This is a genomic window from Rhizobium sp. WSM1328, from assembly GCF_057653715.1.
Genome location: NZ_JBYGKO010000003.1, coordinates 592322 through 604770, shown reverse-complemented (window position 1 = coordinate 604770; position 12449 = coordinate 592322). Strand labels below are relative to the sequence as shown.

The following is a 12449-nucleotide window of genomic DNA, read 5'->3' as shown; positions in this document are numbered from 1 at the left end:
GGCCTCTGGAAGGGAATTGCCGCCGATCCTATCACGATTGCAGCGCGGTATCGCCCCAGTTCGAGACGGCCCAGCGCGGATTGTTCGAGACGTTAAGCACGGTGTCGCGCGCAACGGTTATGAAGCCCCATTCCGCGACGTTGAACAGCGGCAGGTCAGCGACGACGAGCTGCTGGAACTTGCGGTAGAGATCGGTGCGCGCCGCCGTGTCGACGGTTTCGGAGGCCTGCTTGATGATCTTGTCGAGCTCCGGATTGACGTAGCCGCCCTGGTTGGAAAAGGGCACGCCGGCTGGGGTGCCGGACTGGACGAGAATGGTGGTGGAGATCGCCGGATCGCCGCGGAAAACCGGTGGGCCGACGGCGAGGTCGAAGTCGTGGTCGGTATAAACAGCCTTCTGGTGTGCGGCCGCATCGGCATTGACGATCTCGGCATTGATGCCGATCACGGCCAGCGCCTGGCGAAGATAATCGCCGAACTGGCGGGTCTCGTTGAAATAGGGCGCGGGGCGGAGCTTCAGCGTAAAGCGGTTGCCATCAGGGCCCTGCTTATATCCGGCCTTGTCGAGAATGTCGTTGGCCGCAGCCGGATTGAAATCATAGGCCGCGACGTCAGGCGTATAAAACTGCAGCGCATTCTTCGGCACCGGGCCGGTCGCGGCGGCGGCGTAACCGAGGAAGATCGTGTCGACCACGAATTTCTTGTCGATCGCCTGCGCGATCGCCTGACGGACCCTGAGGTCGGCCAACTCCTTGCGGCGGTGATTGATCTCGACGACGAGCTGATAGGTCAAAGCCTCATAGCCCTTCGAAATCACCTTGATGCCGGCGACCTTCGAGATGCGGTCGAGATCGGCCAGCGGCACCGCCGAGAAGGCGGCAAGCTGGATTTCCTCGGCTTCGAGCGCCGAACCCGCCGCTTCGCGATCGGGCAGCACGCGGAAGACGATCTCATCGAGTTTCGGCTGGTCCTTGTCCCAATAATTCTCGTTGCGCGCCAGCCGGTAATATTCGCCAGGCTTGTGTTCGGCGAACTTGAACGGGCCGGTGCCGATCAGCGTGTTGTTGGCCGGGTTGGTGGCGATGTCGGTGCCGTCGAAGATGTGCTTGGCGACGACGCTGGTGACGACAGGCAGCGCGTTGCGGATCAATTGGAACGGCGTTGGCTTGGAGAAGCGGAAGATGGCGGTGTAATCGTCGGGCGTGTCGACGGCTTCGAGATTGGCGAAGACCAGGCGGCCGAGATTCTGCAGCGGCTTCCAGATATTGAGCGCGGAGAAGGCGACATCGACTGAGGTGAACGGCTTGCCGTCGTGCCAGGTGACGCCGTCGCGCAGCTTGAAGGTGACGGAGAGGCCGTCATCCGAGCCCTCCCAGGAGGTGGCAAGGCGCGGCGCAAGCCCGTCCTTGCCGTCGAACGACGCTTCGGCCAGCGGCTCGATCACCTTGCTTGCGACGAAGAAGACGCCGTTCGAGGCGACGATCGCAGGATTGAGGTTCTTCGGCTCGGAATCGGCCGCAACGATCAGCCGGCCGCCGGCGGGAGCAGCTTGCGCAAGCGCCTGCCGGGCGAGCGCCGTCGAAGCAAGCAGCAGGGCAGTGCCCTTCATCAGCGTGCGCCGCGAGATAGATGATACGGTCATGACCCCTCCTGGTCGGTGAACAATTCGCCAGACTATATTCGAAGCGAAAAGATCATTGCGACGGATATTAAATTCAAATGCGCAAGCCGGGCGAGATATTTTTCTGCCCTGTGCGCATTCGCCCGAGCAATCACTGCCGGTCAGCCGCCGGCGGCAAGCCTGACCGGTTCTCCCGCCAGATTACGATAGGCAGCACCCGGATGCGGCGCGACAAGGCGCGGCCCCGCTCCCCCAAGCTTTTCCCGCAACGTCCCCTTGGCGTAGTCGGTCTTGTAGACGCCGCGCTTTTGCAGTTCCGGCACCAGCAGATCGACGGCATCCTCGAAACTCTCGGGCGTCACGGCATAGGCGAGGTTGAAGCCGTCGACATCGGTATCCTCGATCCATTCCTGCATCAGATCGGCGACCGTTTGCGGTGAGCCGACGAAAACAGGGCCGAAACCGCCGATGCCGACCCAATCGGCCATTTCGCGCACTGTCCATTCCTTGGTGGGATCGATTGTCGTGAAGGTTTCGACGGCCGATTGCACCGCATTGGTATGGCGGTGGCGCAGCACCTCGTCCGGTCCGAACTGGCCGAAATCGATGCCGGTCCAGCCGGAGATCAGCGTCAGCGCGCCCTCGAAGGAGGCGTATTTGCGGTATTCGTTGAACTTCCGCTGCGCCTCCGCATCCGTTTCGCCGAGGATCACGGTCTGCAGGTTGAAGGCAAGGATTTCGCGCGGGTTGCGGCCGATCCGTTCGGCCGCCTCGCGGACATTGGCGACATAACGCTTCAGCACAGGCTTCGACGGCGACGCGACGAAGATGCACTCGGCATGGGCGCCGGCGAAATCCTTGCCGCGGCTGGAAGCACCGGCCTGATAGAGCACTGGCGTGCGCTGCGGCGAGGGCTCGCTCAAGTGAATGCCGGGCACGTTGAAATGCTTGCCGGCATGGCGGATCGGGTGGACCTTGTCAGGATGGGTGAAGATACCGCTTTCCCGGTCGCGGACGACGGCGCCATCCTCCCAGCTTCCCTCCCAGAGCTTGTAGCAGACCTCGAGATATTCCTCGGCGAGGTCGTATCGGTCATCATGCTTCGTCTGCGCCGGCTGGCCGATATTGAGCGCGCCGCTGTTGAGATAGGAGGTGACGATATTCCAGCCGACGCGCCCCTTGGTCAGATGGTCGAGCGTCGATATGCGGCGGGCGAAGGTGTAGGGGTGCTCGAAGGAGAGCGACGCCGTGAGGCCGAAGCCAAGATGCTCGGTCTCGTAGGCCATGGTTGGGATCAGTTGCAGCGGATCATTGACCGGCACCTGTGCCGAATGGCGAAGTGCGGCATCGACATTGCCGTTCAGCACATCGTAGACACCGAGCACGTCGGCGATGAACAGCCCATCGAACTTGCCGCGCTCCAGCGTCTTTGCCAGATGCACCCAGTAGTCGAGATCCTTATAGGTCCAGGACTTGTCGCGCGGATGGCGCCAGAGCCCCGGCGACTGGTGTCCGACGCAATTCATGTCGAAGGCGTTCAGCCTGATTTCGCGGGTCATGTTTTCTTCCTTGGAATTAGGGATTGCTGCGGCCGAGGCCGTAGGTCAGCGCTAAGGCTCCGACGAGCACGGCGCCCTTGACGAAATCCTGGGTGTAGTAAGGGGCGTTCAGCATGGTGAGGCCGTTCAGCAGCACGCCGACGAAGACCGCGCCGGCAATGGTGCCAAGCACGTTTGGACGCCGCAGGTTGAAGACGGCAAAGCCGATCAATGCGGCAGCGACCGAATCCATCAGCAGCGAGCCGCCGGACGAGATATCACCACGCCCGACGCGGGCGGCGATGACAATGCCGCCGAGCGATGCCAGCGTGCCCGATAGGACATAGGCGAGCGTCTTCAGCCGCGCCGTCGAGGCGCCGGCAAGCCGGGTGGCGACCTCGTTGCCGCCGGTCGCAAACAATAGCCGGCCGATGCGGGTGCGTTCGGTGAGAATGAAGAGTGCGATGGCGACCACCGCCATCAGCACCACCGAAACGGGCAGGGTGCCGAGGATGCTGTAGCGGCCGATCAGCAAAAAGGCGGGGTCGTAGGCGCCGGTCGCCTTCGAGCCGTCGGGCAGGGTGAGGCCGGCCGAAATCGACCGGCCGGCGGTCGGGATCAGCTGCAGGCCGGAAAGCAGAAACATCATCGCCAGCGTCGCCAAGAGATCCGGCACCTTCAGGCGCACGATGAGGAAGGCGTTGACGAGGCCGATCAGGGCGCCAAAGGCGAGCACCAGCGGCACCGTCGCATAGGCATCAAGGCCCCAGACGATCATCGCGTAACTCGCCGCCATCACGCTCGATGCGGCGACCGCGCCGATCGACAGGTCGAAACCGCCGACAGCCAGTGTGACGGTGACGCCGGCGCCGAGGATGGCGACGACGGACACCGCCTGCAGGATGCTCATCAGATTGGCGATATTGATGAAGGCGGGTTGGGCAATGGTGAAGCCGACGATGAGCAGCGCCAGCAGGATGAACACCGCGCCCGCACGCAGGAACGCCCCGAGGGCGGCGAGACGGCCGTTATCGGCTTGCGGCGAGGCCCTCGGCCGGACGCTTGCCTGTGGAAGAGTGTCGTCGTCGATCGTCGTCATGCGGATATTCCCTGGATGGCAGAGGAAAGAGCGGCCCCGTCTGCCGCAGGCCTCAACACGTGGTGGTCGATCACGAGGATGCGGTCGGCCACCTCATAGGCCTCCTCCGGGTCGGAGGTCGCGATCAGCGTCGCCCGGTCGGTGCGGGCGCGAATTGCCCGGATGATGTCGTGACGGGCGCCGACGTCGACACCCTGGAAGGGTTCGTCGAGCAGCAGCAGCCGGCTCGGTTCCGCCTCCCAGCGGGCGATCACCGCCTTCTGCTGGTTGCCGCCCGACAGCGACCAGATCGAGGCGAGTGGACCCGCGGCCTTGATGCCGAGACGCGTGATCGCCTGTTCGGCCTCGCGTCGCTCACGGCCGCCGACAAGGAAACCGTGCGGATACCATTTGCCAAGATGCGGCAGGCTGATCGTCGCCGACAGCGAATGGCCGGGCCATGCCGGCGGCATCAGCGAGGAACGATGACGGTCTTCGGCCGCCATGGCGACACCCGATGCAATCGCTTCGGCCGGACCTTTCGGCCGGTAGGGCCGACCGCCGAGGAACATCGCACCGCCGGCAAGCGCCGTTACCCCGAAGATCGCCGATAGCAGCCGGCTCTTGCCGGCGCCGAGCACACCGGTCACCGCCACCACCTCGCCCTCATGCAATGACAGATCGAAGGAGGCGGCCCCAGAGAGCAGTCTGATATCGCGCATCTCGAAAATCACTGGTCCGGTCGCAGGCCGCACATCCGGCCGGGCCGCATCCAGTCTGCGGCCGATCATCGTCTCGATGGCGCTCGAAAAATCGATCGGCCGCGCGAAGGTGCCGACGACACGGCCGCCGCGCATGACGAGCGCGCGGTCGGCGATGGCTTCGAGGTCGGCGGTACGGTGCGAGATATAGAGGATCGCCAGTCCGCGCTTGCGCAGGCCGAGCAGAATATCGAAGAGGCGGCGGCTTTCCTCTCCGGAAAGGCTTGCCGTCGGCTCGTCGAGGATGAGGAGGTCGGCGCGGTTGGCAAGCGCCCGGGCGATCGCCACCAGTTGCCGGTCGGCGCTGGTGAGGTCACCGAAATCGCGGTCCAGCGGCAGGGTGAAGCCGGCGGCATCGAGCATGGACTGCGCGGCACGGCGGATGCCGGCGCGCGAGACGAAGAAGGGTGTGCTGCGATCGGCAAACCGGTTGAGCAGCAGGGCATCAGCAACGGTCAGACCGGCCGCGCCGACGAGATCCGTCGATTGATGCACCGTGACGACACCGGCCCTTGCCGCTTCGGCCGGGCTACGTGGCGCAAAGGCGCGGCCATCGAGGCTGACCATGCCGCCATCGGCCGGAAGCACGCCGGAAAGGATCTTGACCAGCGTCGATTTGCCTGCGCCGTTTGCGCCCATCAGCGCCACGATCTCGCCGCGTTCCATAGAAAAATCAGCGCCGGCAAGCGCCCGCGTCGACCCGAAACTGCGGGTGATATTTTCAATGTGAAGAAGCGGCATCGACAAAGGTCCGGGACTGTAATCGAAGCCGGAGTGTGCCCTGTCCGGGCGGTCGAACTCCAGGCACGCCTTTCCGCTGCGAGCCACGCTCAGGGAACAAAGAATCTCCCGCAGCCGGTAAAATCGGATCATTTACTCTACTAAAAACATAGAGATTATATCTAATAATTCAACGCGTCGCAGGGGCTTCCAGACCTGTCAGACGACGCCCCGATTTGCTAGAAGGAACGCGACGATGAAATCCCTCGCACGGCTCGCACTCTCTGCCGCCGTCATTCCGTTCATTTTCATTCAAGGCGCAAAAGCCGACGGTTTATCCGGTGCTCCCGCTCCCTTCGACAAGGGCGGCGTTAAAGTAGCGCTAATCAGCTACATCTCGGCCGGCGATTTCTTCCAGGCCTACCAGGCGGGAGCTGAAGCCCAGGCCAAGGCGCTGGATATCGACCTGCGCATCTTCCCCGGCCGGCAGGATGCCGCCGAGCAGCGCGAGCAGATCCTCCAGGCGATCAATCTCGGTGTCTCCGGCATCGTCATCGACCACGGCCTGCCGGAATCGCTCGGCGACGTCGTGCAGCAGGCGCTCGACAAGGGCATCAAGGTCGTGGCCTTCGACGTCAACCTCAACAACCCAAAGATTCCGCAGGTGGAGCAGAGCGATCACGAGCTTGCATCATTGGCGCTTGAACAGGTGGTGAAGGACAACGGCAACAGCTTCAACGCCGGCTATGTCTATGTCGCGGGCTTTGCGCCGCTCGACCGCCGCAACGAGGTCTGGGACAAGTTCAAGACAGACAATAAAGGCGTGGTCGAAAAGGCCCGTTTCGGCAATGTCAGCGACACGACGGCGACCTCGACCGCCGATCAAGCAAAGGCCGTGCTCACCGCCAATCCCGATATATCGGTCGTCTTCGCCCCCTATGACGAATTCGCCCGCGGTGTGAAGCTCGCCGCCAACGACCTCGGCATATCAAACAAGCTCAAGATCTATTCGGCCGACGTCTCGACGGCCGATATCCAGGAAATCACCGAGGAAGGCAGCCCTTGGGTCGCGACCGTGGCGACCAATCCTGCCGTCGTCGGCGCCGTCTCCATTCGCGCCGCAGCACTCGAAATCGCCGGACAGACGGTTCCCCACCAAATCACCGTGAAGCCGACCCTTCTGACGCAGGAAAGCCTGCGCGCAGCCGGTGTCAAGACGATCGAGGAGCTGGCCGAAAAGATCCCGGCCTTCAGCACGAGCGATGCGGCGACCGCCAACTGGATTCCGGACAAGCTTTTCTGAGGAGGTCACCCTCGATCCTTCCGGCGGGAGCCTCGTCTCCCGCCGGATCATCTTTTTGGAGAATTGGAGTTCCGCCTATGAGCCAGTCCAATGTCGTCTTCGCGACCAGCCGCAACCCGACGCGGGAAGACCTCTTTGCCCGTGCGCAGCATATCTCTGCCGACCTTTCCGGGCGCGCCGCAGACCTCGATCGCGAAGGCCGCCCGCCGCTTGGCGAAATCGTCAAATTGAAGAATGCCGGCCTGCTCAATGCGCTGCATCCCCGTGAGATCGGCGGCGGTGGCCTCGATTGGGTCGACGGGCTGAGGCTGGTGCGCATTCTCGCGCGTGGCGAGAGCTCGATCGGCCAGCTGCTCGGCTACCACTATGTCAACAGCCAGTACATCTATTGGGCCCTTGATACCGCACGCGCCCATGCGCTGGGCAGCGATACGGTCGCCAGGAACCTCTATTGGGGTGCTGCCGTCAATCCGCGCGATCCCGGGCTGGTGCTCACCCGTCGCGGCAACGGCTATGTGCTGAACGGACGCAAGTCCTTCTCCACGGCAGCGCGGGTCTCCGATTACATCAATGCCAATGCGACGCTCGACGACAAGATCGCCGGTTTCGCCGTGCCGACCAATCGTCAAGGTTACCTCGCCAATGACGACTGGGACAATATCGGTCAGCGCCTGTCAGACAGCGGTAGCGTCGAATTTCATGATTTCCCCGTTTACGAGGAGGATTTCGTCGGCGTACCCGCCGCACCCGATGCAGCACCGCCGGTGCTGTCGACCTTCAATACGCCGTTCATCCAGCTGGTCTTCGTTAATTTCTATCTCGGCACCGCGGAAGGCGCGCTGCACGCGGCCGTCGATTACGTCCGCAACACGACCCGGCCGTGGATAACCTCCGGTGTCGAGCGGGCGGCGGATGATCCTTATATCCTCGAACGCGTCGGCGAATTCACTGCCGCGCTGAAGGCCTCGGCGGCCCTTGCCGACAGTGCCGCAGCCGCCGTGCAGGCGGGTCTTGCCCGCGGCCGCGACGTCACCGAGCGCGAGCGCGGCGCCGCGGCGGCGGAAGCCTATGCCGCCAAAGTCCACGCCACTCATGTCTCGCTTGACATCACGTCGCGCGTCTTCGAGCTGACGGGCGCACGCTCAACAGCCGACAAATACCGCTTCGACCGTTTCTGGCGCAATGTCCGCACCCATACTCTGCACGACCCGGTCTTCTACAAGGCGAGGGAAGTCGGCGAATTCGCGCTGAACGACAAGATACCGGAGGTCAGTCTCTACAGCTGAGGCGACCACTCTTCCATCGAAGAACGAAGCCCCATTGCCGGCATCGGCAATGGGGCTTTTCCTTGGTAGGAATGGAGGTTTCAGAGCGCACCATTCTTCGGTGGCGTTACGCCGTTCAAATGGTAGTTGCCAACGACGTGATATTTCCAACGCACGGGATCGTGTAGCGTATGGGTGCGGGCATTGCGCCAGTGGCGGTCGAGGTTGAGGCCTGTTTGTACTGACGAGGTTCCGGCAAGCTCGAAAAGCGTGTTCGAGGCCTCGAGCGCCACTTCGGTCGTCAGTACCTTCGCCGCAGCGACTGCAAGCGTGGCCGCGATCACCTTTTCCTCCGTCGTCTCGACCTGCGCGGCATCGACCTTGTGCCCGGCGCGCTCCACCAGAGCCGTTGCGGCTTCCAGCCGGATGGCGATCTGGCCAACCTTGGCGATCGTTAGCGGATCGTCTGCGGCACGCTCAAGGCCGCTATCCATCCAGGGGCGTGATTTCGTCCTGACGAACTCCAGCGTTTCGGCAAAGGCCGCCCGTGCAATACCGAGATCGACGCCGGCATGGATGATCTGACCAACGGAGCCGATCGTCGTCGGCCGCTCGAAGCCCTTGTGATGGAAAACCACGGAATCGGCGCTGACATAGACATTGTCGAGGATCGTCGTACCGCTGCCGGTGGTGCGCTGGCCAAAACCGTCCCAGTCGTCGACGATCTCGACGCCTTCAGTACCCTTCGGCACGAAGGCCATGGTCAACCGGTCCTCCGGATCGAGCGCGAAGATGGTGATCCAGTCGGCGAAGAGGACGCCGGTCGAATAGAATTTGCGGCCGTTGATCCGGTAACCCGGACCGTCGCGGGTGATGCGCGTGTTGTAGTGGCCGACCGTCTTGGTGCCGCGCTCGGACAGCGCATTACCGAAACGGTCGCCGGCCAGCACGCGGCCGAAGAAATAGCGCTGCTGCTCCTCGCCGCCGTCGGTTCTGAGCGCCTCGAGAATATAGAAATGGTTCTGCGGGATCTGGCCGATCGAACCGTCCGCCTCAGACAGGATCGCGGTGACCTCGGCAAGCACGGCGTTGGAGACGTCAAGCCCGCCATATTGCGCCGGTACGGTGATCGCCAGAAGGCCGGACTGGGCGAGAAGATCGAGTTCACCAAACGGCAGCATCCGTTCGGCGTCGCGCTCGGCGGCGCGTGCGGCAAATTGTGCCGCCAGTCTGCGGGCGGTGGCGATCGCCTCATCATCGCTGCCGATACGGTCGGCCACGGGCCGGATCTGATCTGCTTGCCTTAGCACGGTGTTCATCGATGTCTCCACTTCTGACGATGCTATCGGTGAAAGAAATCGAGCGTCGAGATAAGAGCATAAATTCTATAGACGTCATCGAAAGTGAAAAGTGTTTGCTTATCAGCCTCCGGCGGTCGCGATTAGGCTTCCGGTCTGGCGTTCGCGCGAAAACGCGGGTCGGAGAAGCAATGAAATTCCTGCCGGAAATTACCACCGCCGGCCTCGATTTGATTTCACCGACCTCCTACGTAACCGATATCCGATGCGTCGCCGCAGCGGCTCCAGACAGAACGCCCAATGCGGGGCAGGCGGCCGCCTTGCCCGATCCATGAGGAAAGTCATGACCCCACGGCAGTTGCGCCTCGGCGCCTTCATGCGTCCCGTCAGCCTGCATACCGGCGCCTGGCGCTATCCCAGTTCTTATCCCGACGCCAATTTCAATTTCGCGCATCTGAAGTCCTTCGCACAGGCGCTGGAACGGGCGAAATTCGACGCCTTCTTCATGGCCGATCATCTTGCCGTGCTCAACATGCCGGTCGAGGCGCTCAGGCGCAGCCACACCGTGACCTCCTTCGAGCCCTTTACGCTGCTCTCGGCGCTGGCAGCGGTGACGGAGCGCATCGGCCTCGTCGCCACGGCCTCCACCACCTTCGACGAGCCCTATCACATTGCCCGGCGTTTCGCCTCGCTCGACCATATCAGCGGCGGCCGCGCCGGCTGGAACATCGTCACGACGTCGAACCCTGATGCCGCGCTCAATTTCGGCCTCGACGAACATGTGGAGCATGGCGAGCGGTATCATCGCGCCCGGGAATTCTACGACGTGGTCACCGGGCTCTGGGACAGCTTCGCCGACGATGCCTTCATCCGCGATCGGGAAAGCGGCCTGTTCTTCGATCCGGCAAAGATGCATGTGCTGGGCCACAAGGGCGAGGAACTGAGCGTGCGCGGGCCACTCAATATCGCCCGGCCGCCGCAGGGTTGGCCCGTCATCGTCCAGGCCGGCCAGTCGGACCCCGGCCGCCAGCTTGCCGCGGAAACCGCCGAGATGGTCTTCTGTTCGCCGCGCGATCTTGCCGCGGGCAGGGCGCTTTATGCCGATATCAAGGGCCGCATGGAAGCCATCGGCCGTAACCGCGAGCACCTGAAGATCCTGCCCGCCGCCTTCGTCATCGTCGGCGACAGCATCGAGGAGGCGCGCGCCAAACGCGCCACGCTCGACAGTCTGGTGCATTACGACAGCGCCATCGCCTCGCTTTCAATCGCGCTCGGCCATGACGCTTCGGGCTTTGATCCCGACGCGCCGCTACCGGCCGATATTCCCGACACCAATGCCAGCAAGACCGGCCGGGCACAGGTGCTGAAGCTTGCCGCGGAGGAAAATCTGACGGTGCGTCAGTTGGCGCAACGTTTTGGCGGCTATGCCGGCCTTGCCTTCGTCGGCACGCCGGCCAGCATCGCCGACGAGATGGAACGCTGGCTTGATGAGCAAGGCTCGGATGGTTTCAACGTCGTCTTCCCCTATCTGCCGCAGGGTCTCCTCGACGTCACCGACCGGCTGGTTCCCGAGCTGCAGCGCCGCGGCCTGTTCCGTAGCGAATATGAAGGCACGACGCTGCGCGAACATCTCGGATTGCCGCGGCCTGAGAACCGGTTCTTTGCAGCAGGTACATGAAGGGGCTCGCTTCTGTTTTCCGGAAGCAAGCCAATAGTGCTCAGGCCATGACCTCAACCCGAAACGCGTCGCTTTCGCCCGCCATCAGTTCGAGGGGCCAGATGATGTTGCGGTCGCCTCCCGGATAGAAATCTCGATAGACCGGCATGGTGGCGAGAAGCATCCGGGCGAGCGCGACGCCGAGATCGTAGAGCGACATTCGAAAGCAGCTGAGCGAGGGCTGCAGGAACCGTGCGCGCGGAGCGTCGCGGAAGCCGATCACCGCAAGGTCGCGGCCGGGCATGACGCCCGATTCCATCAGGCGGCGGTAAAGGCCGATCGCCATCAGCTCGTAGATCAAGATCACCGCCGTCGGCCGCTCTTCGAGCAGCAGCAGCTCATGGGCCGCCAGATAGCCGCCCTGTTCACTCGACTTGATGCGAATGACGAGCGAGGGGTCGAAGGGAATATCGTGCCGCTCGAGCGCGCGGCGATAGCTGTCGATAAAGAGATAGCCGAGGTTGGCCTCGCTCGATGGCGCGGTGATCGCGATCCGGCGGTGGCCCAGCGTGATCAGCCGCTCGACGGCATGGTCGGCCACGCCCTCGAAATCGAGATCGATCCATGGAAAATTGCCGGCCGAAAGGCTGCGGCCGAGCGCGACGAAGGGGATCTTCGCCCTCGACAGAAAATCAATGCGCCGATCGACGCGCTGCGTGTCCGAGATGATCATCGCATCGACGATGCGCCGCGCCACCATCCGCTTCAGATATTCGTGCGGGTCCTCGTCGCTCGGGCAGGGCAGCATGATGAGGTCGAGCTTGTGGCGGGCAAAGACGCTTTGCAGGCCGCTGGTGACGCCGAGGAAGAAGTTGTCGGCGTTCTCGACCGTTTCCTTGCTGGATTCGATCATCAACCCGATGACCTTCGTCTCCCCCTGCCTCAGGCTCCGCCCGGACTGATTGGCGACATAGCCGAGTTCCTTAGCCGCCGCCAGCACCCGCCGGCGGGTTTCCTCATTGACATCGGGCTTGCTGTTCAGCGCACGGGAGACCGTGCCGATCGAGATATCCAGGTATTCGGCAAGCTGGCGAATCCCCTTCATCGGCCGCGATTTTCTTTCGGTCTGCAATTTCGCATTTTGCCTCTATTGACACGGTAAAATGTTTCCGCATACAGTCGTAAACGTTTACGGAGTGCGTGTCATC

General features: G+C 62.9%; 10 protein-coding genes. 4 read left to right on the top strand and 6 right to left on the bottom strand.

The features are described 5' to 3' along the window. Positions 1-31 precede the first annotated feature (31 nt). The 4 genes from AC2444_RS30555 to AC2444_RS30540 form a co-directional block, all read right to left on the bottom strand. Complete coding sequence (locus AC2444_RS30555) at positions 32-1642, bottom strand: ABC transporter substrate-binding protein (protein ID WP_128449566.1); 1611 nt, start codon at positions 1640-1642, stop codon at positions 32-34. Between the two features lie 140 nt (positions 1643-1782). Further along, positions 1783-3180, bottom strand: a complete 1398-nt coding sequence (locus AC2444_RS30550; RefSeq protein ID WP_017997203.1) for an LLM class flavin-dependent oxidoreductase — start codon at positions 3178-3180, stop codon at positions 1783-1785. A gap of 16 nt (positions 3181-3196) precedes the next feature. After that, positions 3197-4258 carry an ABC transporter permease gene (locus tag AC2444_RS30545; RefSeq protein ID WP_017997202.1) on the bottom strand — a complete coding sequence of 354 codons (1062 nt, stop codon included), beginning with the start codon at positions 4256-4258 and terminating at the stop codon, positions 3197-3199. Next, positions 4255-5739, bottom strand: a complete 1485-nt coding sequence (locus AC2444_RS30540; protein WP_128449567.1) for a sugar ABC transporter ATP-binding protein — start codon at positions 5737-5739, stop codon at positions 4255-4257. Before AC2444_RS30540 ends, AC2444_RS30545 begins: the two co-directional genes overlap by 4 nt. 235 nt (positions 5740-5974) lie before the next feature. On the opposite strand from AC2444_RS30540, the gene AC2444_RS30535 reads away from it, so the two are divergent. Both AC2444_RS30535 and AC2444_RS30530 read left to right on the top strand, forming a co-directional pair. Further along, positions 5975-7021, top strand: a complete 1047-nt coding sequence (locus tag AC2444_RS30535; protein WP_017997200.1) for a substrate-binding domain-containing protein — start codon at positions 5975-5977, stop codon at positions 7019-7021. A gap of 77 nt (positions 7022-7098) precedes the next feature. Beyond that, positions 7099-8307, top strand: coding sequence for an acyl-CoA dehydrogenase family protein (locus tag AC2444_RS30530; RefSeq protein ID WP_128449568.1), 1209 nt, complete (start codon positions 7099-7101; stop codon positions 8305-8307). An 80-nt stretch (positions 8308-8387) separates the two neighbouring features. On the opposite strand, the gene AC2444_RS30525 is transcribed toward AC2444_RS30530, so the two are convergent. Continuing rightward, positions 8388-9605, bottom strand: coding sequence for an SfnB family sulfur acquisition oxidoreductase (locus AC2444_RS30525; RefSeq protein ID WP_128449569.1), 1218 nt, complete (start codon positions 9603-9605; stop codon positions 8388-8390). 170 nt (positions 9606-9775) lie between these two features. Here AC2444_RS30525 and AC2444_RS30520 point away from each other — a divergent pair, with 170 nt between their 5' ends. Both AC2444_RS30520 and AC2444_RS30515 read left to right on the top strand, forming a co-directional pair. Continuing rightward, the gene (locus tag AC2444_RS30520; RefSeq protein ID WP_017997197.1) at positions 9776-9919 is read left to right on the top strand and encodes a hypothetical protein; all 144 of its coding nucleotides are present in this window, start codon (positions 9776-9778) and stop codon (positions 9917-9919) included. 8 nt (positions 9920-9927) lie between these two features. Next, a complete protein-coding gene (locus AC2444_RS30515) occupies positions 9928-11262 on the top strand; it encodes an LLM class flavin-dependent oxidoreductase (RefSeq protein ID WP_128449570.1) in 1335 nt (444 codons plus the stop codon). 40 nt (positions 11263-11302) lie between these two features. Here AC2444_RS30515 and AC2444_RS30510 read toward each other — a convergent pair whose 3' ends face one another. After that, positions 11303-12346 (bottom strand): substrate-binding domain-containing protein, encoded by a 1044-nt coding sequence (locus AC2444_RS30510; protein WP_128449571.1) that lies wholly within the window; start codon positions 12344-12346, stop codon positions 11303-11305. Positions 12347-12449 lie beyond the last annotated feature (103 nt).